The following is a 20,899-nucleotide window of genomic DNA, read 5'->3' as shown; positions in this document are numbered from 1 at the left end:
GTGGCACGGGCGGCGCCCCGACGAGTCGTACGGTCCATCGGCCGGGCCCCCGGGGCAGGACCGCTGGGAGGACGCGTACGGCGCGACCCCGCCGCAGCACGGCCCGGTGCCGTACGCCGCCCAGAGCGACGGGGTCCCCTCCCCGTACGCGGAAGGTCCCGCCCCGCCGCCACGGCGTCGGCGCGGGCGGGCGGCCACGGTCGTCGCGGTGCTGGCCACGGTGGCGTTGCTGGCACTGGTCGGCGGCGCCGCGGTGCTCTACCTGCTCGATCAGGACGACCGGACGCCCGTCGCCACGCCGAGCGGGCCCGCGCCCGCGGCGAGGACCGACCCGCCGGAAGCCCCGGCGAGCGCGACGGCCGCCGCGCCGAGCACACCCGCCCCCGAGTCCTCCACCGACCCGCGCTTCGTCAAGGCCGGCCAGTGCGTCCGCAACGACGGGCCGGCCGGCGGCAAGCCCAAGCTGCTGATCAGCGACTGCGCGCCGCAGTCCTACGAGGTGCTGCGCCGGATCGACGGGGCGACCAGCGGCGAGAAGGACGCCGCGGCGAAGTGCGCCAAGGTTGACGGCTACACCAACTGGTACTTCTTCGACAGCGAGCTGGACACCCTCGACTTCGTGCTCTGCCTGAAGCAGCGCTGAGCCACCGTACCCCCCGATCCATCGGACCCCCGAACCACCGCACTTGAGCGGCCCACCCCTGAGGAAGAGATGACGACCTACGGATCACCCGCGCAGCCGGACGACCCCTACCAGCGCCCGACCGGCACCCCGGGCGGCCCGCCACCCATCGACCCGACCCTGCCGGAGTGGGGCCAGCCGCCCGCCGCCCGAGAGTGGGGCCAACAGCAGCCGGGGAGCGATCCGCAGTGGGGACAGCCGCAATCGGGAAGTGACCCGCAGTGGGGCCAACAGCAGCCCGGGAGCGGCCCGCAGTGGGGACAGCCGCCGTCCGGCGGTGAACCGCCGGCCAACCCGCAGTGGGGCCAGCCGGACCCTGCGTGGCACCAGCCCGCGCAGCCGCCGGCCCCGGAACCGGGCTACCCCCCGCCGCCCACCTCCGGCGCGGGCTACCCGCCGCCGACCTCCGGGGCCGGGTACCCGCCATCGACCTCCGGGGCGGGTTACCCGCCGCCGCCCGGCGCGCAGCCGCCCGCGGGCCAGGGGGGCTATCCGGCGGCGGGACCGTATCCGCCGGCCGGTCCGGCGCCCGCGCCGGGCAACCAGTGGGGCGCCCCGCCGCCGGTGCCCGGCGGGTACGGGATGCCGCTGGGCGCTCCGCCGGCGAAGAAGAGCGGCGGCAAGATCGCGCTGGTCATCGGCCTGGTGGTGGTGCTCCTGCTCTGCCCGTGCCTCGGCCTGGCCGGCTGGGCGTTCTGGCAGGGCGGCGACGACGAGGACCCGATCGCTGCCCCGACGGTGAGCGCCTCCGCCGACCCGACGGGCCAGCCGACGACGGAGCCGACGGACGACCCGACGACCGAGCCGACCGACGAGCCCAGCGCGGCGCCGACCTCCGCCAGGCCGAGCCCGAGCAGGAGGGACTTCGCCAAGGGCGACTGCGTGGTCAACGACGGCACGGCCAGCAAGGCCGAGCTGCGGAAGGTGCCCTGCGGTCCCAACACGTACGAGGTGCTGCTGCGGATCCCGGGCACGGCGGACGGCGACCGGTGCAAGACCCGGGCCCCGGAGGCGACCGCGAACTACGTGCACGACAACTCGGTGGACTTCCTCGACTACGTGCTCTGCCTGAAGAAGCGCTGATTACCAAAACTAGGGCTGTCTAGCATGGACGCTAGACAGCCCTAGTTTTGTGTCGAGACCGGTCCCGGTGGCCCGACACGCCGGTTGCCCCATCTACGGATGTCTAGTCCCGCAGCTAGACGGCCCGATACTGTGCGATGCGTGGATCCGGTCCGCAACCCGTACGCCCCGGGCGCCGGCCAGCGTCCCCCCGAGCTCGCCGGGCGGGGGCGCGAGCTGGACGTCTTCGACGTCGTGCTGGAGCGCATCGCCCGGGGCCGGCCGGAACGCAGCCTGATGCTCACCGGCCTGCGCGGGGTCGGCAAGACGGTGCTGCTCAACACCCTCCGCTCCCAGGCGATCAACCACCTCTGGGGCAGCGGCAAGATCGAGGCCCGGCCGGACCAGTCGCTGCGCCGCCCGATCGCCGCCGCGCTGCACATGGCCGTCCGGGAGCTGGCTCCCCGGCACCGCGCACCCGACCGGATCGACGCCTTCCTCGGCGTGCTCAAGGCGTTCGCCCAGCGGACCGCGCCGACCGGTCGTGGCAACGCCGCCCCGAAGCTGCGCGACCGGTGGCAGCCCGGCATCGACGTGCCCGCCGCCAGCGGCCGTGCCGACTCCGGCGACATCGAGATCGACCTGGTCGAGCTGCTCACCGACGCCGCGGCGGTGGCCGCCGACGTCGGCACCGGCATCGCGGTCTTCATCGACGAGATGCAGGATCTCGGCCCGGAGGACGTCTCCGCGCTCTGCGCCGCCTGCCACGAGCTGTCCCAGCTAGGCGCGCCGCTGATCGTGGTCGGCGCCGGGCTGCCGCACCTGCCGGCCGTGCTCAGCGCGGCCAAGTCGTACTCCGAACGGCTCTTCCGCTACCAGCGCATCGACCGGCTCGACCGGATCGCCGCCGATCAGGCGCTCTGCGCGCCGGCCGAGCGCGAGGAGGTGGAGTACGAGCAGAAGGCGCTCGACCTGCTCTACGAGAAGTCCGGCGGCTACCCCTACTTCGTCCAGGCGTACGGCAAGGCGACGTGGGACCACGCGCCCCGCTCGCCGATCACCGCCGCCGACGTACGGGTCGCCGCGCCCGAGGCCGAGGCCGAGCTGGCCGTGGGCTTCTTCGGCTCCCGCTTCGAACGGGCCACCCCGGCCGAACGCGAGTACATGCGGGCCATGGCCACGCTGTCCCTGGTGGAGGGCGAGGCCGACGGCGGAGGCCGCGACGACATGGACGCCGCCGTGCCGACGGCGGAGATCGCCCGGGCCCTCGGGCGCAAGCCGGCCAGCCTCTCCCCGGCCCGGGACGCGCTGATCAAGAAGGGCCTGATCTACTCCGGTGAACGCGGCACGGTCGCCTTCACCGTCCCCCACTTCGGCCGCTACCTGCGCACCCAACCGGCCTGACCGGCCGCGACGGGCATGTGGCGGGGGCCGTCGACGTGCGACGCGGGCGTCCGACCTTCGACCAGGGCGGCTCGGGCCTCAGACATTGGACCAGGGCGGCGGGAACAGCACCTCGCCGCGCGGCGGCGGGCCCTCACCGCTCGTGGCCGGCGGCAGCACCAGCGCCTGCCAGGGGTCGCCGAGACCCGACCAGGGGCTGGTCAGGCCCATCCGGTCCGCCCGGCCGAACCCGAACCGGTGGTAGTAGCCGGGGTCGCCGAGCACCACCACCAGCCGCTCGCCCAGCTCGGTGGCCGCCTCGAGGGCGGCCTGCACCACCGCCGTGCCGAGCCCGATCCGCCGCCGGTGCGGCGCGACCGCCACGGGACCGAGCGCCAGCGCCGGCGCGGTGTGGTCGTCGGACTTCACCCGGACCCGGGTGAGCAGGGCGTAGCCGACGACCTCGCCGCCGTACTCGGCGACCATCGCCAGCTCCGGCACCCAGGCGTCGGTGTCGCGCAACTCCTCGACCAGCCCCACCTCGGGCGGCGTGGACACGTCGGGGCGGGCGAACGCGGCGGCCAGCACCCGCCGGACCGCGCCGGTGTCGGCCGGGTCCTCGGGTCGCAACCGCAGCGTCGTCACGCGGGGCACGTTACCCCTCACAGCCCGTCCATCTGCGACGGTCGCTCGAATCGGCGTGGCGCGACGTGCACGCCCGCCGATCCGGATCGGCGGTTGCGGGGGTAGCCGGGCCGGCGACGGGGTATGACTGACCCATGAAACCCGTACGTTCCCTCGCCCGCGCCATGCTGAGCGGCATCTTCGTGGTCAGCGGGTTCACCAACCTCCGCAACCCCGGGCGGCTGGTCCCGGCCGCGAAGCCCGTGACGGACCGGGTGACCCCGCTGCTGGAGAAGGCCGACCCCCGCATCCCCACCGACACCGAGACGCTGATCCGGGTCAACGCGGCGGTGCAGGTCGGCGCCGGGCTGATGCTCGCCACCGGCCGGTTCGCCCGGCCGGCTGCGCTGGTCCTCGCCGGCACGCTGGTCCCGGTGACCCTCGCCGGGCATCCCTTCTGGAACAACGACGACCCGGCGGCGCGGCACAACAACCAGATCCACTTCCTGAAGAACCTCGGCCTCCTCGGCGGACTGCTGCTCGCCGCCGCCGACACCGGCGGCAAGCCCGGGCTGCGGTGGCGGACCGGTCACCGGATCGGCCACTCCCGACGTTCCGTGCAGCGAGCCGTCCGTACCGCCCGCAGGGAGGCCCGGATCGCCGTACGATCGGCAGCGACGGCCCGACGACTGCCTGGCTGACCTGCGTCGATACCTCCCTCCGGCCGGCCCCTCACGTGTCAACGCCGCGAATCACCTGAACCACCCGACAGGCGTTAACGCGGTTGAAATGTCAAAAACATGTGTGGGATCGGACACGGTCGCATAACGCGGGAGGCATTAACGTGAGGCGCCGTTCTAGGCTCCGTGCAGGACCTGGACGGGTAGGACGACCTTGGTACGGGGGTGGCCACGCCATGCCGGCGACCGTCGGAAGACGGGTGGACCGCCTCGCCCCAGTCCGTCGCGTAACGCGTGGGATCGATCGTAGGACAGTCGTACGGACCGGCATCGTGGCCGCCGTCGCCTATGCCGCATGGCTCGCCATCGGTGCTTTCGGGCGGCCGTACAACTTCTTCGACATGAAGATCTACCACGGCGCGGTGGTGTGGTGGGCGAGCGGTCACGAGCTCTACGAGTTCATCGCACCCGGCACCACCCTGGGCTTCACCTACCCGCCGTTCGGTGGTCTGGTGATGCTGCCGATGGCGCACCTGCCGGTCGAGCTGGCCGGGACGGTCAACGCGCTCGCCAGCATCGCCGCCCTGGCCGTCGTTCTGGCCGGGCTGCTCCGCCCGATCGTCGACCGGCTCGGTTGGCCCCTCTGGTTCACCGTGGGGATCGCGACGCCGCTGGCGGTCGCCGTCGAGCCGGCCCGGGAGACCCTCGGCTACGGCCAGGTGAACCTGCTCCTCTTCGCACTGATCATGGCCGACCTGATCGGCCTGCGCTGGCGGGCCCGCCGGGGCACCCACATCCCCCCGACCGACGGCCCGCTGCTGCGCTTCGTCTACAGCGGCGCCTGGGCCGGCGTGGGCATCGGCCTGGCCACCGCCGTCAAGCTGACCCCGGCGCTGTTCATCGCCTACCTGATGATCACGCGGCAGTGGCGTGCCGCGACCACCGCGATCGGCACGGTGATCGCGGTGACGGTCGGTTCCTTCGCGGTCGTCGGCACCGAGTCGCGGGCCTACTTCGGCGGCGTGCTCTGGCAGACCGAGCGGGTCGGGGCCGCCGACATGACGCCCAACCAGTCGCTGGCGGGGCTGCTGGCCCGGCTGTACGACTCGATCGAGACGCCCGGCCTGCTCTGGCTGTCGTTCTCGGTGCTGATGCTGGCGGTCGGCCTCTCCCGGGCCGTCAACGCCCGCGCCGACGGCGACGAGCTGACCGCGTTCACCCTGGTCGGCCTCACCGCCAACGTGATCAGCCCGATCTCCTGGACGCACCACCTGGTCTGGGTGATCCCGGCGATCATCGTGCTGGCCGACGCCGCCGTACGCCGCCGCGAAGCCAGTCGCGGGCTGGCCCAGCGGGCCGGTCAGGGCGGGTACGGCGGGCCGCCGGGGGTGACCGGGCTGCGCTCGCCGATCTGGTACCCGACGCTGACCGGGCTCCGGCACGGCGTCGCGGCGATCGGGCTCTACCTGCTCTTCCTGGTCTCCCCGATCTGGCCGTACGAGCACCAGCTCCCCGAGGTGTCGCACTACCAGGACGGCCTCTTCGGCGCCCTGATGGAGAACTCGCTGGCGCTGGCCCTGATCCTGCTGGTCGCCGCCCTGCCGTGGCGCCCCGGCGCCGAGCCGGCCTTCTACGCCGACCGGTTCGGCCGCCAGGCCGCGCCGAGCCTCCGCCGCTGACCGGGTGGACCGCCCCTCAGGGGCAGTTCACCCACTCCTCGGTGCCGTCGGCGAAGACCTGCCGCTTCCAGATCGGCAGCCGCGCCTTGACCTCGTCGACCAGTCGGGCGCAGGCCGCGAACGCGGCGGCCCGGTGGGCGGTGCTGACCGCCGCCACCAGGGCCGCGTCGCCGATGGCGAGCGGGCCGACCCGGTGCGACACCGCGACCGCGTACACGTCCGGGTCGGCGGCTATCTCGGCCGCGACCTCGCGCAGGATCCGTTCGGCGCTCGGGTGGCCCTCGTACTCCAGGCTGGTCACCGCGCGGCCGTGGTCGTGGTCGCGGACCACCCCCTGGAACGAGACCACCGCGCCGGCCCGGCGGTCCGCGACCGCCGCCTCGTGCGCGGCGAGGTCGAGCGGCCGGTCGGTGACCTCGCCGAACGTCGCGGGCTGGTAGGCCGATGCGTCGGCCGTCGGCGCGGTCACCACGCACGCTCCCCGGGCAGCAGCGGCAGCGGTACGACCGGCACCCGGTCCCCCGGCTCGCCGGAGGTGCCGGGGCGGATGACGGCGAACCCGTCGGCGCCGGCCAGGCCGCGCAGCATCGCCGAGCCGACGTGCCGCACCGGGTGCGCGGTGCCGGCGGTCCGGTCCAACCGGACCAGCGCCAGGTGGGTGTACCCGCCCCGGCCGCGCACCGGCTCGGCGAGCGTGACGTGCGGCAGCACCGGCATCGGGCGGCCCGCCAGGCCGGCCAGCAGCGGGGCGACCAGCGAGACCAGGGCGACGATGGCGGACTGCGGGTTGCCGGGCAGCCCGGCGACGAACCGGACCCGGCCGTCGGCGTCGACCAGCCGCGCCAGCAGCATCGGGAACCCGGGCCGCACGGCCACCGTGTTGACCACGTAGTCGGCGCCGAGCGCCTCCAGCGTGGGATGCAGGTGGTCGACCGGCCCGTGCATCGTGCCGCCGGTGGTGCACACGAGGTCGGCGGTGGCCAGCGCGGCGCGCAGCGCCGCCACGTGCGCCGGGAGCGTGTCCGCCACCGGTCCGACCACGTCCGACGGGCGGACCAGGCAGCCGTACCGGCGCAGCCAGGCCGGCACCGCCGGCCCGAGCGCGTCCCGCACCCGGCCGGCGCCGGGCGGGCCGGCGGTCAGCAGCTCGTCGCCGAAGACCAGCAGCGCGGCGCGGGGCTGCCGCCGCACCAGCAGGCTGTCGTGCCCGCAGGAGGCGGCCAGGCCGATCAGCGCCGGGTCCACCGGCGTGCCGGCGGGGACCAGTTCCTCCCCGGCGTACGCCTCCTCGCCCGGCTCGCGCCACTCCGGCGCCGGCCGTGGCGTGCCGTCGACGAGCCCCTCCGGCGTACGACGGGACTCCTCCACCCGCAGCACGGCCGTGGTGCCCTCCGGCACCATCGCGCCGGTGGCGATCTCGACGGTCGTCCCGTCGTCGGTCAGCGGGGCCGGGGTGCCGCCCGCCAGCACCCGCCCGACCGGCCGCCACGGCCCGGCGCCGCGCACGGCCCAGCCGTCGACGCTGGAGGTGGGGAAGGCGGGCAGGTCCGTACGGGTGGTCAGCGGCTCGGCGAGGGTGTGCCCGTCGATCTCGGCGAGCGGCCGGCTGACGGCGGGGAGCGCGGCGGCCAGGCCGACCGCGTAGGCCCGGGAGCGGGCCTCCTCCCAGCCGGCGGGCGGGGGCGCGGTGGCCGGCTCGGCGGCCGGGGCGGTTTCCGTGCTCACCGGCCGAGCCTAACGGTGCGGCACGCCGGTCGCGCCGTCAGCGGTCCTACGCCCACCGCTTGGTCGCGGCCCTCCCGCCTCGTCAGTGGTCGCCGCCGCGGAGCTGGTCGACGGCGTGGCGGAGGATCGGCCCGAGCACGGCGAGGCCGTCCCTGGCGCCGCCGGTCGATCCGGGCAGGTTGACCACCAGCATCCGGCCGACGACGCCGGCGAGCCCCCGGGAGAGCGCGGCGGCGGGGACCTTGTCGCGGCTGTGCGCCCGGATCGCCTCGGCGATGCCGGGGATCTCGTGATCGAGCAGCGCCCGGGTCACCTCGGGGGTGCGGTCGGAGGGGTTGATCCCCGTACCGCCGCTGGTCAGCACCACGTCGATCCCGTCGGCCAGGGCGGCGCGCAGCGCCTCGCCCACGGGCTCGCCGTCGGGCACCACCACCGGCCCGTCCACCTCGCAGCCGAGGTCGCGCAGGCCGGCCACGAGCAGGGGACCGCTGGTGTCCGCGTACACCCCGGCCGCGGCCCGGTTGGACGCCACGACCACCCGCGCCCTGATCACGGCCGCTGCTCCGGGCGGACCCACAGGCCGGTCTTGCCGCCCTCCTTGCGCAGCACCCGGACCGCCTCCACGCTGGCCGCCGGGTCGACCGCCTTGACCATGTCGACCAGCGCCAGCCCGGCGACGGCCACCGCGGTCAGCGCCTCCATCTCCACGCCGGTGCGGCCCGCCGTGCGCGCGGTGGCGGTGATCTCGACGGTGTCGTCGGTGAGCGTCAGGTCGACCGTGACGCCGTGCAGGGCGATGGGATGGCAGAGCGGGATCAGGTCGGGGGTGCGCTTCGCGCCCATGATGCCGGCGAGGCGGCCGACCGCCAGCGCGTCGCCCTTGGGCAACCCGTCGCGGCGCAGCAGCTCGACGACCTCCGTCGTGGTGCGGAGCCGGCCGGCGGCGACGGCCAGGCGGCCGGTGACCGCCTTCGCGGAGACATCGACCATGCGGGCCGCGCCCGCCGGGTCGACGTGGGTGAGCTGCGCGGGATCGGTCACGCTCGCGAGCCTATCTTTCCGGTACGGATGCCCGGGGTCACCGGTACGGGCACGCGGCGTCGGGCGCAGGGCGTCGCCGGGCCGCATGCCGCACCGCCGTCCCTTTCGATCGCGCGTCGGCCGCGACTTCGGGTGACTGGGCACCACCCCTGTCGCGAATTGGGAACGCGTTTCCGGCCCGTTGCTCAGCGATCGTTTCCACCCCGCTTCACGGACCGGCCCGATAGGCGTCCTCCCCGGTGGGCGGTGACTCGGATGCCATCGGCGGAACGATGTCACGTCATTGACTCCGCAACGCCACGGAAGCGATCATCACCACCGAGAGAATTGCCCGGTCGCGAGTCGATCGGGTCGGCGACGGGCAACGTGCGGAGTGCATCTTGCTCCGGTCGTTCCGTGCCGTCGTCGAGGGCGGCAGCAGAGGGTCGGCGCTGACGGAATCACCGGGCGGATGGGGGCGTACCGGCACGGAAGCGGTGGCCTCGACCACGCGGCGTGCCCGGGGTCCGCTCCACGAGCCGGCGTCCGGGACCTCGGCCGCTGCAAACTGCACCGTCGTGTCCGATGCCGCCGACGCCGCCACCGGTTCATTATCTAGCGTTAACCGGAAGTCGACGGAAACACAGCACTGAGTTCCCGCCCGTAAGCACAAAGTCACGCCGTAGGGCGCGGTTCTCATCCATTGCCCATAGTCACATATATCCCTCCATAATTGGCCGAACCGCACTTAGGCTGTCGGCGTCGCGGAACACAGCGGCGCAAGGGCCAAGGGCGATACCGGGGAGGGATAGCGATGTCGGCACACGAGTGGAACTGAGGATTGTGGCTGGCGCGTGACCGCGGGTAATCTTGGCGTGCTTAGCAGGCGGAGGCAGTCGGGATGCCGTGACACGACTGAACGTGGGCAAGACAGAGGCCGAGCGGCGGCTGACGCTGCACGTCGGCCTCGTCTGCGTTGTGGCCGCCATCGCGGCCGCCCTGTGTCTGCGCGAGCTGACGAAACTGGACTGGTCCCGTAACCACCTGACGCTCTCGCTCACTCTGATCTGTCTGGCCCTCCTCGCCATGACGATCAAGTGGCGGATCCGGATCCGCGCGACGGTCCACGCGATCTCCTGGAGCGAGACAGCGATCATCCTGAGCCTGGCGGTCGCGCCGACTCCGCTGGTGATCCTGACCACCGGGATCGGGGTGGCGATAGCCCAGTACCTCGCCAAGCTCCCGCCGCTGAAGGCCGCCTTCGGGGTGGCCAAGACCATGCTGCTGGCGGTGGGCGGCGGGGCCGCCCTCCACGCGGCCGGAGGGGCACCACCGATCACCGACCTGTGGCCGGCCCTCGGCCCGATCGGGGTCGCCTACGCCGTCACGGTGGTCCTCGACGAAGTGCTGACCCTCCCGGTCATCGCACTCGCCACCGGCACCCGGCTCAGGCAGCTCTTCCGCGAGGATCTCGGGCTGCGCCTGACGAGCGCGCTGGCGCGCTTCGTCCTCATCGTCACCACGCTGTTCATCCTCCATGGGGATCCCCGGCTCCTGCTGGCGGTGCCGCCCCTCGTACTCAGCCTCCACCTGCTCTACTCCAACCGGGTCAAGGCCCGCACCGAGCAGCAGGCGTGGCAGCGGCTGGCCCGCACCACCGACGCGCTCAACGTGGTCGACCTGGACAAGGTCCTCACCACCGCCGTCACCCAGGCCGCCGAGCTGTTCTCCGCCGACGAGGTGGAGATCGAGCTGCGCGACGGCGGCCGGACCGTCCGCGGCGGCGCGCCCGGCACCACGTACGACGGGCCGGCCGGCGAGCCGACCTCCGTGGACGGCACCGTGGTCCCCGCCGCCCTGGAGGGGCACGACCGCACGGTCGACGTGGGCGTACTGCGACTGCGGTTCCGGGGGCCCGTGCAGCTCTCCGAGCGGGAGCAGTACACGCTGCGCACCTTCGCCTCGGCGCTGTGCACGGCGGTACGCAACGCGCAGGCGTACGCCGAACTGGCCCGGGTCGCCGACGAGCACGCGTACGCCGCCACCCACGACGCGCTGACCGGGCTGGCCAACCGCCGGCACCTGCTCGACCAGGGCACCGAACATCTCAACACCCGGCACGCCGACGGGGTGACCGCGCTGGTGCTGATCGACCTCAACCACTTCAAGGAGGTCAACGACACCCTCGGGCACGCCGCCGGGGACCACGTCCTGGTGCAGGTCGCCGAGCGGCTGCGCGACGCCGCCCAGGAGGGGGACCTGGTGGCCCGGCTCGGCGGCGACGAGTTCGCCGTACTCCTGCGGGGTCTGCCGGCCCCGGCGGTGGCCGCCCACCGCGCGGAGACCCTGCTCGCCACGCTGCACGAGCCGTTCGACCTCGACGGCATGCGGATCAGCGTCGAGGCCAGCGGCGGGATCGCCGCCGCACCCGCCACCGGCGGCATGCCGGAGCTGCTGCGCCGCGCGGACGTGGCGATGTACCAGGCCAAACGGGCCGGACAGCGGACCTCGACGTACGCCCCGACCCGCGACACCGCCGACCTCGGCCGGCTCACCCTCGGCGGCGAACTGCCGCGCGCCGTCGCCGACCACGAGTTCACCGTCAACTTCCAGCCCATCGTCGACCTGGGCACCGGCCGGGTCACCGGCGCCGAGGCCCTCGCCCGCTGGCACCACCCCACCCACGGGATGATCGACCCGCTGCGCTTCCTGGAGGCGGTGGAACGCTCCGGCCTGCTCCCCGCCTTCGCCGAGGCGATCCTCGACCAGGCACTGATCGCGGCGGTCAGCTGGCGCGACGCCGGCTTCGACGTGCCGGTGGCGGTCAACGTGTCGCCGCGCAGCCTCCTCGACGCCCGCTTCCCGGGCTCCGTGCTGGCCCGGCTGCGGGCCCACGACCTGCCCCCCGACCGGCTGGTGCTGGAGCTGACCGAGACGCTCACCCTCAGCCAGCTCGACGTGGTCGACCGGGTGCTCAACCGGCTGCGCGACGAGGGGGTCCGGCTGGCGCTCGACGACTTCGGCACCGGCTACTCCTCCCTGTCGCTGCTCTCCCGCATCCCCGTGCACGAGCTGAAGATCGACCGCAGCTTCGTGACCGCCATGCAGACCTCCGCCGAGGCCGCCGCCGTCATCCGCTCCACCCTCGACCTGGGCCGCAGCCTCGGGCTCGACGTGGTGGCCGAGGGCGTGGAGAGCGAGCCACAGCGCCGGGCCCTCTGGGAGCTGGGCTGCACCGCCGGCCAGGGGCACCTCTTCGCCCGGCCGATGCCAGCCGGCACGCTCCTCGCGGCGTTCCGGCGCGGCTCCGGCGGCAGCCCCGGCACCCTCGCGCCTCCGCTGCACGACGCCGGAGCCGTGATCCGGCTCGCCCCGGGCCGCCGGCCGGGCGGGCGCGGCCGCACCGACCGCCACCTGCCCGCCTGACGCGGCGACGCGCACCTGCTGCCAGACTGGCCCGCGTGACCGCCGCCCCGACCGCCCGCCGCCGTGGCTGGCAGCCCCTCGACTCCGCCGCCGGCGGCCTCGCCCTCGACCTCGGCCTGTACGCCGCGTCGGCGGCCTTCGCCGCGGTCACCGCCGCCACGTCCACCCTCGTCCCGCACCGGGCCTGGGGCGCCGTCGCCGCCGTCGGGTACCTCCTCGCCGCCCTCGCCGCGACCGGCCAGCTCCTGCTGCGCCGACGCGACCCCGGATCGCCGCCGGCCGGGCTGCGGGCCCGCTGGGCGGTCACCGGGTTCGCCTGGTTCGCCACCGCCCTGCTGCCGCTGGCCTGGCAGAGCATCCAACGGGCCGGCGGACGCACCGACCGGGCGCAGGAGGAGGTGCTGGTCGTCGAGGAGTCCGGTCGGCGGCTGGTCGACACCGGCACGCCGTACCTCGGGCACGACGCGATCGCCGCCCTGCCACCCGGCGAACAACTGCTCGGCTACACCCCGTACCAGCCGGGAATGGCACTGTTCGGGCTGCCCCGGGCGGCCGTCGACGCCTGGTGGACCGACGCCCGCGTCTGGTTCGCCGTCGGGACCGCGCTGGCGCTCGCCCTGGCCGTCCGCGCCCTCACCCGCGACGTGCACCGGACCGCGAACGACCACACCGGCGCCGCCCTCCTCCGCGGCGTACAGGCCGCCACCGTCCTCCCGATCTGCGCGCTCACCCTCGCCACCGGCGGCGACGACCTGCCCGTACTCGCGCTCTGCCTGCTCGCCCTCGCCCTCGCCGCCACCGGCCGCCCGGGCCGGGCCGGGCTCGCGGTCGGCCTGGCCGGGGCGCTGAAGCTCTTCGCCTGGCCGGTCGCCCTCGTGCTGATCATCTGGGGGCTGACCCGGCGGGCCGGCCTACGGGTCGCCGCGGGCGCCATCGGCCTGCCCGCCGCCGCGCTGCTGCCGGCCCTGCTCGTCGACCGCGACGCGCTGGTCGAGAACGTGCTCCGCTTCCCGCTCGGGCACGGCCTGGTGACCAGCCCCGCACAGTCGCCGTTCCCCGGCCACCTGATCGCCACCGCGCTGCCCGCCGGCCGCGCCGTCGCCGCGGCCCTCCTGCTAGCCGCCGGGCTGGCCATCGCCGTCCGGCTCGCCCGCCGCCCGCCCCGCACCGCCGTCGCCGCCGCCCTGATCTGCGGGTACGGCCTGCTCGCCGCGATCCTGCTGATGCCCACGACCCGCTTCGGCTACCTGCTCTACCCGCTCGCCCTCCTCGCGTGGGCTCCCGCCCTGCACCCCCCGGTTTCCGCGAACCGGCGGGCGAAGGCCGGCGACACGGCGTAGACCTGAGGCATGACCACCTACCGCGACCGCGAAGAGGCGGGCCGGACGCTCGCCGAACGGCTCACCGCACTCATCGGTGCACCGGACGTCATCGTCCTCGGACTGGTACGCGGCGGCGTGCCCGTGGCCCGGGTGGTCGCCGAGCGTCTCGGCGCACCCCTGGACGTGCTGGTCGTCCGGAAACTCGGCATGCCGTGGGCACCCGAGGTGGCCTTCGGCGCACTCGGCCCCGGCGGCGTACGGGTCCTCAACGACGTCGTGGCCAGCCGGCTCACGGAGGGCGACGTCGCCGAGGTCGTCCGCCGCGAGGAGGCCGAACTGGACCGGCGGGAACGGCTCTACCGCGCCGGTCGACCGCCGCTCGACCTGACCGGGCGCACCGCCGTGATCGTCGACGACGGCCTGGCCACCGGCGCCACCGCCCGCGCCGCCGTCCAGGTCGCCCGCCACCTCGGCGCCCGCCGGGTCGTGGTCGCCGTCCCGGTCGGCTCGCAGGAGGCGTACGAGATGCTTGCCGCCGAGGCCGACCAGGTCGTCTGCGCCCAGCACCCGCCGGAGTTCATGGCGGTGAGCGCCTACTACGAGGACTTCCACGAGGTCGCCGACTCCGAAGTCACGGAAGCGCTGACAGCGACTGCGTGACCTGACCGGGTACGGTCGGAGGATGAGCATGACCTGTCCCAAGTGTCACGGAGAAATGCGCCAGTACGAGCGCAGCGGCGTCGTCATCGACCAGTGTGGCGAGTGCCGGGGTATCTTCCTCGACCGCGGCGAGCTGGAGAAGCTGTTCGAGGCGGAGGCCAACTGGAACCGCCAGCAGGGCGGGGCGGCGCCACAGCCCGCCCAGCAGCAGGGCGGCTACCCCGGCCAGCCGAGCCACCAGCAGGGCGGTTACCCGCCTCCGCCGCCCCCGCCGCCCGCCCCGCACCAGCCGGGCTACGGCGCCGTCCCGCCGCCGCCCCCGCCGGTGCACGGCTACCCGCCGGCCCCCGCCTACGGCCATGGTCAGCAGCACCACGGCTACCACGGGCACTACAAGCGCAAGAAGCACAAGAGCTTCCTGGACGACATGTTCGGCTGAGCCACTCCGTCGACCGGGCCGGCGCCTCGACCGGCCCGGTCACCCGTGGTGCCACGCCCTGCGCCACCGCCGTTCGCCGTGCCGGCCGGCGGCGGCCGTGCGACGCTGCACCCCATGACGCCGCACACGCTGCACCACCCGCTGGCGCAGGCGTACGACGGGATCACCCGGGTCGTCGCCGACCTCGACGACGCCGGCCTGCAACGGCCCACCCGGTGCCGGGGCTGGCTCGTCGCGGACCTGCTCTTCCACGTGCTCTGCGACGCCCAGCGGGCGCTGGTCGCGCTGGCCAGCCCCGCCGAGGGCCCGCCCGACGTGGACGACGTGAGCTACTGGCGCACGTTCCCGTCCGAGGGGGACGGGAACGGCGCACGGCACGCCTGGTGGGCCCGCCGCTCGGCAGCCGCCTTCGACCGTCCCGGCGGGATAGTCCGGCTCTGGACCGACACCGCACCCGCCGCCGTACGCGCCGCGGGCGCGGCCGATCCCGACGGCTGCGTCACGACCCAGGGGCACGTGCTGCGGGTGCCGGACCTGATCGCCACCCTGACCACCGAGGCCGTCGTGCACCACCTGGACCTGGTGCTCGACCTGCCCGACGCGCCCCTGCCCGGAACGCTCGCGACGGGCGTCGCGGTGGCCACCATGGACGGCCTGCTCAGCGACGACGCCGTCCGACCGGCCGCGTGGAGCGACGCGGAGTACCTGCTCAAGGCAACCGGACGAATGCCGCTCACCGACCGCGACCAGCTCGAACTCGGCGAGGTCGCCGGCTGGTTCCCCCTCCTGGGCTGAGCGGCGCAGCCGTCCTCAGACGATGGCCATGTCGACGAAGCGCGACAGGTGGAGCTGAGCGGCCACCGTCACGGTGTCGGTCGGACCATTTCTGTGCTTGGCAACAATGAAATCCGCTTCCCCGGCGCGCGGCGACTCCTTGTCGTAGTAGTCGTCGCGGTGCAGCAGGATGACGACGTCGGCATCCTGCTCGATCGAGCCAGATTCACGCAGGTCGGACAACTGCGGTCGCTTGTCGGTGCGCTGCTCCGGGCCACGGTTCAGCTGGCTCACCGCGATCACCGGGCACTCGACCTCCTTGGCGAGCAGCTTCAGGCCACGGGAGAGGTCCGCGACCTCCTGCTGCCGGCTCTCGGTGCGCTTCGGGGAGGTCATCAGCTGGAGGTAGTCGACCACGATCAGCTTGAGGTCGTGCCGCTGCTTGAGTCGGCGCGCCTTGGCCCGGATCTCCATCAGGTTCATGCTCGGCGTGTCGTCGACAAAGAGCGGCGCCTCGCTGATCTCGCCCATGCAGCGGGCGAGCTTGGTCCAGTCGTCGTCGGAGAGCTGGCCGCTGCGCAGGACGTGCAGCGGCACCCGCGCCTCGGCCGAGAGCAACCGCATGACGATCTCGACCTTGCTCATTTCCAGCGAGAAGATGGCCGAGGCCTGGTTTGCCCGAATCGCGGCGTTTCGGGCGAAATCCATGCTTGCGGTCGATTTTCCCAACCCAGGGCGTCCGGCAACGATCACGAGCTGCCCCGCGTGCAGGCCGTTGAGCAGGCGGTCGAGGTCGGTGAAGCCGGTGGGCACGCCGGTCATCACGCCGCCCTGGGCGCCCACCGCCTCGATCTCGTCCAGCGTGGGCTGAAGCATGTCGGCGAGCACGGCGAAGTCCTCGCTGACGCGGCGCTCCGTGACGTCGTAGACCGCCTGCTGCGCGAGGTCGACGATGTCGTCGACGTCGCGGCTGCCGCCCTGGCCCGTGCCGTAGCCCAGCTGCACGATCTTGGTGCCGGCCTCGACCAGGCGCCGCAGGACGGCCCGCTCGCTGACGATGCGGGCGTAGTACGCCGCGTTCGCGGCGGTCGGCACGCTGGCGATCAGCGTGTGCAGGTAGGGGGCGCCGCCGATGCGGACGAGGTCGCCGGAGTCCGCCAGGGCCGCCGCCACGGTGATGGAGTCGGCCGGCTCGCCCCGGCCGTAGATCTCCAGGATGGTGTCGAAGATGGTGGCGTGCACCGGCCGGTAGAAGTCGTTGGTCTTGAGGATCTCGACGACGTCGGCGATGGCGTCCTTGGACAGCAGCATGCCGCCGAGGACGCACTGCTCGGCGGCGACGTCCTGCGGCGGGGTCTTGTCGAACTGGCCGTCGCGCTGCGGCGGCGCGGACGCCTGCCCCCCGCCCGATCGCGAGTCCGCCCGCATGTCGTCGGTGACCGACACGGGTTCCCCCTCCACTGCGTCGGATCCGGATTCAGCCCTACCGCCGAGGTACGACAACCTCGACCTGCCGGTCGATCGGGGGTCATCGCACGGCCGGTCGGGGGCCAACCATACGGAACCCGAGGTCAGCCACTCAACCACGTCGGTGGACGAGCCTCGGGACAACCTGTGGACGCCGGTGGACGAGCATGTGCGCAGGCTGTGCACAGCCTGTGGACAACGGCTGGGGAATTCCCCAGCGCACGCCTCTGAGCTGCTAAAACGTAATCCCCAGCCTGTGGACGGCAAGTTTTCGGTCGAACTGCGCGATCGAACGTCCCGTACTATCTCCAGCGAACGGCTACACCTGCACAGCGGATTGCGCCATCGGTTGAGAAGGGTCACGCTCCGGCCGTGAGTAACCGGGACTGGGGACGCGGAGAGGGTGGTCCGCGCGAGCCGGTCGCCCCCTGGGAGGATCCCGCCGACCCGGCACCGGTCGATCCCCACGAGCGCGCTCCCGCCCGGCACCGCACGCCGAGCCGGCGCCGGGCCGTCGAGCGTGGCCAGCGGGAACCGGTCGACAGCTACCTGCCGCGTTGGGCACTGGAGTCGGGGGTCCGCAGCGCGGACGGCGGTGGCCGGCACGCCGCGCCCGACGACGAGGCTCGGATCGAGGCCGACCGGCCGCATTCCGATGCCTGGCGGAGCACGGAGACCACGAGCGGTTGGCGCCGGGTCGGCGAGACGAGCTGGCGCGAGGCCCCGGCGATCGGCGCTGCCCCGGAGTCGGCGCACACCGGGGAGTGGACGTTCGACCGTCCGCAGGAGCGGGGATACTCCGGGCGGCGGCGGGCCGAGGACGACCCCGTCTCGGGATCGCCGCCGCCGAGCCGGCCGAGGCGTTCGTCGTCGCACCGCCCGCAGGTCGTCTGGTCCGGCCTGGCGGAGGCGGACGCCTCCGGGCCCGTACCGGATCGGGAGGCCGAGCTGCCGGCCCACCGGGGCCGGCGGGCAGCGGAGGAGCGACCCGCCGTCGATCCGTGGGACCGGGAGTCGCACCTCGCCGCGTCCGAGATCCCGCCCTCCCGTCCTCCTTCCGTGGACGCGTGGGACGCGTCGGGTGTGCACGCGTGGCATCCGGCCGGTGAGGTCGACCGCTGGGACCACGCCCGCACCGGCCGCTCGGACCGCAGCGACGACACGGGTCAGTGGGACCTGACCGACGGCACCGGTGAGTGGTACCGGTCCGACGACACCGGCCAGTGGGAGCGGTATTCCGACGACGGTGGGTGGGACAGGACCGCGCCGGGTTCCGGCGGGGGTGCCGTCCAGGGGTGGTCCCGGCCGGGGCAGGACGACCGGAGCGAGGGCTTCTGGTCGGGTACCCGGCTGGCGGGCGACGATCCCCGCTGGGTGGACCCGCAGGTGTCGCCGCCCCGGTCACCGGTGGTGCCATACTCCGCGCCGCGACCGCGTCCGGCGCCGCGTCGGCGCGTGGCCGAGCCGGTCGGTGCCGCGACGGCGTCGGCCGTACGCCGTCGGGCCGGGACAGCCGGGGCGGGCGCGTGGGGCCGTCGTATCGAGGAAGACCTGCTCGATCCCGATCCGGGTGGGCCGGGGCGGTCGCTGCTCTACACGGTCGCGTGCTATCTGGTGCCGGCGGCGCTGATCTTCGTCTGGTTGCTGACCCTGGACGGACAGGTGCCGGCGGGGTGTGTAACGGACATCACCGGAGGGGGGTGCGACTCGCCCCGGACGCGGGCGCTGGGCTCGCTGGCGGCGGGCCTGCCGCGCTTCGGGTTGGCGCTGGCCAGCAGCCTGGTCGTGGCGCTGCTGCTGCGCCGGGTCGGGACGACGTGGCGTTCGGCCAGCGTCGCGCTGGCGGCGGCCGTGGTCGGCGGTGGTCTCTCGACGGTGATGATCAGCGCGGTGACGGGCCAGCCGATCGGCTGACGATCAGCGCGGTGACCGGCCAGCCTGTCGACCGACACGCCGACGACCGTGCGGCGGGGGCGTGCCGCAGGAGGCGTACGGCGGGAAGTGCGACGGGCGGCCGTACGGCGAAACAGGGCCCGCACCGGTCGGTGCGGGCCCTGTCGTGGTGCTGGGGTGAGGTGTCAGCCCTGGACGACGTTGAGGTCGAACTTGGCGGTCACCTCGGGGTGCAGCTTGATCTGCACCGGGTAGGAGCCGGTCGACTTGATGGGACCGGACAACTCCAGCCGACGCCGGTCGAGGACCGGACCACCGGCGGCCTTGACGGCGTCGACGATCTCGGCCGGGGTGACCGAGCCGAAGAGCCGACCGCCGTCGCCGGCGCGGGCCTTCAGGCTGACCTTGAGGCCCTCGAGCTGGCCCTTGACCTCGTTGGCGTGGCCGAGGTCGCGGATCTCCCGGGCCGAACGGGCCCGCTTGATGACCGTGACCTGCTTCTCCGCACCCTTGGTCCAGGCGATCGCGAAGCCCTGCGGCAGCAGGTAGTTACGGCCGTAGCCGTTCTTGACCTCGACGATGTCGCCCGGGGCACCGAGGCCGGACACCTCCTGAGTCAGGATGATCTTCATATCGGTGCCTCCTCTCAGCGGGCCGTGGCCGTGTACGGCAGGAGCGCCATCTCACGGGCGTTCTTGACCGCACGGGCGATCTGCCGCTGCTGCTGCGAGGTCACGCCGGTCACCCGCCGAGCGCGGATCTTGCCGCGGTCGGAGATGAACTTGCGCAGCAGCGCGGTGTCCTTGTAATCGATGTAGGTGATCCCGTCCTTGTCGAGCGGGTTCACCTTCTTCTTCGGCTTTCGAAGTGCAGCGGCCTTGGCCATTGCTCGTGCTCCTGGTTTGCGATCGCGGGCGCTCGGCGCCATTAGAACGGGGGCTCCTCGTCGAAGTTGCCGCCACCCGAACCACCGCGCGAGGGTGCCGGTGCAGCCGAGGCCCAGGGGTCGTCGAAGTTGCCTCCGCCGCCGCCCTGGCCACCTCCACCACCACCGCCGCCGAAGCCGCCGCCACCGCCGCCGGAGCGGGACATCTTCTGCACCTTCGCCGTGGCGTAGCGCAGCGACGGGCCGATCTCGTCGACCTCGAGCTCGATGACGGTGCGCTTCTCGCCCTCGCGCGTCTCGTACGACCGCTGACGCAGCCGGCCCGAGACGATCACGCGGGCGCCCCGCTGGAGCGACTCGGCGACGTGCTCCGCCGCCTGCCGCCACACGGTGCACGCCAGGAAGAGCGGCTCGCCGTCCTTCCACTCGCCGGAGGCCTTGTCCATGAACCGGGGCGTCGAAGCGACCCGGAACTTGGCGACCGCCGCACCGGAGGGGGTGAACCGCAACTCGGGGTCATCGGTCAGGTTGCCGATGACCGTGATGGTGGTGTCTCCTGCCATGACCATCTCCTCGCGCACTCATCAGTTCTGCCGTACAGGCTCTCAGAGCCCTCCGACAGTGCCGATGAGGCTGATCCGGGTGAACCGGGTTGAATGCTTTAGCGCATCTCCGGCCGGATGACCTTGGTGCGCAGCACGGACTCGTTGAGCCGCAGCTGGCGGTCCAGCTCGGCCACCGCTGCGGGCGTCGCCTGCAGGTCGATGACGGCGTAGATGCCTTCGGCCTTCTTGTTGATCTCGTACGCGAGGCGCCGGCGGCCCCACACGTCGGTCTTCTCGACCGAGCCACCCGCGGTGCGGATCACGTTCAGGTACGTGTCGAGCGACGGGGCGACGGTGCGCTCCTCGAGGCTGGGGTCGAGGATCACCATGACTTCGTAATGACGCAAGACGTGCTCACCTCCTGTGGGCTAAGCGGCCACGGTCCTTCCGTGGCAGGAGGTCGTGCGTCGTGGCCCGCGCCGGTTCCGGGGGAACCCGGCCGGACGCGGACAACCGGACCAGGATACCCGGTCCCGACGATCATGCCCGGGGTGGTCGGCGGGGCCCCTTCCGCCGGGCGAGGCGACGGGGGCCCGCGTCGACGTCGCTGTCGATGCGGGCCCCCGTATACG

Annotated in this window: 20 protein-coding genes and 1 pseudogene; 11 read left to right on the top strand and 10 right to left on the bottom strand. The window is 73.6% G+C overall.

What is annotated here, in order from left to right; genetic code table 11:
• The first annotated feature begins 106 nt into the window (after positions 1 to 106).
• From DER29_RS12135 to DER29_RS12125, 3 genes are all read left to right on the top strand, one after another.
• Entirely contained in the window at positions 107 to 643 is a 537-nt protein-coding gene (locus DER29_RS12135; protein ID WP_199729432.1) for a hypothetical protein, read from the top strand.
• A gap of 669 nt (positions 644 to 1,312) precedes the next feature.
• A complete protein-coding gene (locus DER29_RS36235) occupies positions 1,313 to 1,765 on the top strand; it encodes a PT domain-containing protein (protein ID WP_121399161.1) in 453 nt (150 codons plus the stop codon).
• A 141-nt stretch (positions 1,766 to 1,906) separates the two neighbouring features.
• The gene (locus DER29_RS12125) at positions 1,907 to 3,148 is read left to right on the top strand and encodes an ATP-binding protein (RefSeq protein WP_121397445.1); all 1,242 of its coding nucleotides are present in this window, start codon (positions 1,907 to 1,909) and stop codon (positions 3,146 to 3,148) included.
• Between the two features lie 78 nt (positions 3,149 to 3,226).
• On the opposite strand, the gene DER29_RS12120 is transcribed toward DER29_RS12125, so the two are convergent.
• Positions 3,227 to 3,781, bottom strand: a complete 555-nt coding sequence (locus DER29_RS12120; protein ID WP_199729231.1) for a GNAT family N-acetyltransferase — start codon at positions 3,779 to 3,781, stop codon at positions 3,227 to 3,229.
• A gap of 125 nt (positions 3,782 to 3,906) precedes the next feature.
• Between DER29_RS12120 and DER29_RS12115 the strand changes: the two genes are divergently transcribed.
• Together DER29_RS12115 and DER29_RS12110 are read left to right on the top strand one after the other, a co-directional pair.
• Positions 3,907 to 4,452, top strand: coding sequence for a DoxX family protein (locus DER29_RS12115; RefSeq protein ID WP_121397443.1), 546 nt, complete (start codon positions 3,907 to 3,909; stop codon positions 4,450 to 4,452).
• A 215-nt stretch (positions 4,453 to 4,667) separates the two neighbouring features.
• Entirely contained in the window at positions 4,668 to 6,110 is a 1,443-nt protein-coding gene (locus DER29_RS12110; protein WP_121397442.1) for a glycosyltransferase 87 family protein, read from the top strand.
• A gap of 16 nt (positions 6,111 to 6,126) precedes the next feature.
• On the opposite strand, the gene DER29_RS12105 is transcribed toward DER29_RS12110, so the two are convergent.
• From DER29_RS12105 to moaC, 4 genes are all read right to left on the bottom strand, one after another.
• On the bottom strand, positions 6,127 to 6,579 hold the full coding sequence (locus tag DER29_RS12105; RefSeq protein WP_121399160.1) for a molybdenum cofactor biosynthesis protein MoaE: 453 nt from the start codon (positions 6,577 to 6,579) through the stop codon (positions 6,127 to 6,129).
• Positions 6,576 to 7,835: a molybdopterin molybdotransferase MoeA gene (locus DER29_RS12100; protein ID WP_121397441.1), complete on the bottom strand. Its 1,260-nt coding sequence runs from the start codon at positions 7,833 to 7,835 to the stop codon at positions 6,576 to 6,578. Before DER29_RS12100 ends, DER29_RS12105 begins: the two co-directional genes overlap by 4 nt.
• Before the next feature lie 82 nt (positions 7,836 to 7,917).
• Complete coding sequence (locus DER29_RS12095; protein WP_121399159.1) at positions 7,918 to 8,388, bottom strand: molybdenum cofactor biosynthesis protein B; 471 nt, start codon at positions 8,386 to 8,388, stop codon at positions 7,918 to 7,920.
• On the bottom strand, positions 8,385 to 8,876 hold the full coding sequence (moaC, locus tag DER29_RS12090; protein ID WP_121397440.1) for a cyclic pyranopterin monophosphate synthase MoaC: 492 nt from the start codon (positions 8,874 to 8,876) through the stop codon (positions 8,385 to 8,387). Before moaC ends, DER29_RS12095 begins: the two co-directional genes overlap by 4 nt.
• Before the next feature lie 900 nt (positions 8,877 to 9,776).
• On the opposite strand from moaC, the gene DER29_RS12085 reads away from it, so the two are divergent.
• The 5 genes and pseudogenes from DER29_RS12085 to DER29_RS12065 all read left to right on the top strand — a co-directional run bounded on the left by DER29_RS12085 (position 9,777) and on the right by DER29_RS12065 (position 15,497).
• Positions 9,777 to 12,281 (top strand): putative bifunctional diguanylate cyclase/phosphodiesterase, encoded by a 2,505-nt coding sequence (locus tag DER29_RS12085; protein ID WP_370040062.1) that lies wholly within the window; start codon positions 9,777 to 9,779, stop codon positions 12,279 to 12,281.
• A 35-nt stretch (positions 12,282 to 12,316) separates the two neighbouring features.
• Positions 12,317 to 13,641, top strand: a pseudogene (locus DER29_RS12080) (glycosyltransferase 87 family protein); the annotation flags it as partial.
• A complete protein-coding gene (locus DER29_RS12075; protein WP_121397438.1) occupies positions 13,631 to 14,263 on the top strand; it encodes a phosphoribosyltransferase in 633 nt (210 codons plus the stop codon). The pseudogene DER29_RS12080 and the gene DER29_RS12075, both read left to right, overlap by 11 nt.
• Before the next feature lie 22 nt (positions 14,264 to 14,285).
• Positions 14,286 to 14,702, top strand: a complete 417-nt coding sequence (locus tag DER29_RS12070) for a zf-TFIIB domain-containing protein (RefSeq protein WP_121397437.1) — start codon at positions 14,286 to 14,288, stop codon at positions 14,700 to 14,702.
• Positions 14,703 to 14,816: 114 nt separating this feature from the next.
• Positions 14,817 to 15,497, top strand: a complete 681-nt coding sequence (locus tag DER29_RS12065) for a maleylpyruvate isomerase N-terminal domain-containing protein (RefSeq protein ID WP_121399157.1) — start codon at positions 14,817 to 14,819, stop codon at positions 15,495 to 15,497.
• A 15-nt stretch (positions 15,498 to 15,512) separates the two neighbouring features.
• On the opposite strand, the gene dnaB is transcribed toward DER29_RS12065, so the two are convergent.
• Positions 15,513 to 16,904 (bottom strand): replicative DNA helicase, encoded by a 1,392-nt coding sequence (gene dnaB / locus DER29_RS12060; RefSeq protein WP_370040282.1) that lies wholly within the window; start codon positions 16,902 to 16,904, stop codon positions 15,513 to 15,515.
• Positions 16,905 to 17,315: 411 nt separating this feature from the next.
• On the opposite strand from dnaB, the gene DER29_RS12055 reads away from it, so the two are divergent.
• Positions 17,316 to 18,857 carry a hypothetical protein gene (locus DER29_RS12055; RefSeq protein ID WP_121397435.1) on the top strand — a complete coding sequence of 514 codons (1,542 nt, stop codon included), beginning with the start codon at positions 17,316 to 17,318 and terminating at the stop codon, positions 18,855 to 18,857.
• 164 nt (positions 18,858 to 19,021) lie between these two features.
• Here the strand turns inward: DER29_RS12055 and rplI are convergent, their stop codons facing one another.
• The 4 genes from rplI to rpsF form a co-directional block, all read right to left on the bottom strand.
• Positions 19,022 to 19,468, bottom strand: a complete 447-nt coding sequence (rplI, locus tag DER29_RS12050; RefSeq protein ID WP_121397434.1) for a 50S ribosomal protein L9 — start codon at positions 19,466 to 19,468, stop codon at positions 19,022 to 19,024.
• A gap of 14 nt (positions 19,469 to 19,482) precedes the next feature.
• On the bottom strand, positions 19,483 to 19,722 hold the full coding sequence (rpsR, locus tag DER29_RS12045) for a 30S ribosomal protein S18 (protein ID WP_007073789.1): 240 nt from the start codon (positions 19,720 to 19,722) through the stop codon (positions 19,483 to 19,485).
• Between the two features lie 41 nt (positions 19,723 to 19,763).
• The gene (locus DER29_RS12040; RefSeq protein ID WP_199729229.1) at positions 19,764 to 20,303 is read right to left on the bottom strand and encodes a single-stranded DNA-binding protein; all 540 of its coding nucleotides are present in this window, start codon (positions 20,301 to 20,303) and stop codon (positions 19,764 to 19,766) included.
• Between the two features lie 80 nt (positions 20,304 to 20,383).
• A complete protein-coding gene (gene rpsF / locus DER29_RS12035) occupies positions 20,384 to 20,674 on the bottom strand; it encodes a 30S ribosomal protein S6 (protein WP_121397433.1) in 291 nt (96 codons plus the stop codon).
• Positions 20,675 to 20,899: the final 225 nt, after the last annotated feature.

It is taken from the genome of Micromonospora sp. M71_S20 (genome assembly GCF_003664255.1).
Taxonomy (GTDB): domain Bacteria; phylum Actinomycetota; class Actinomycetes; order Mycobacteriales; family Micromonosporaceae; genus Micromonospora.
The sequence above is the reverse complement of the archived record's forward strand: the minus strand, read 5'-3'. Positions and strand labels throughout refer to the sequence as shown.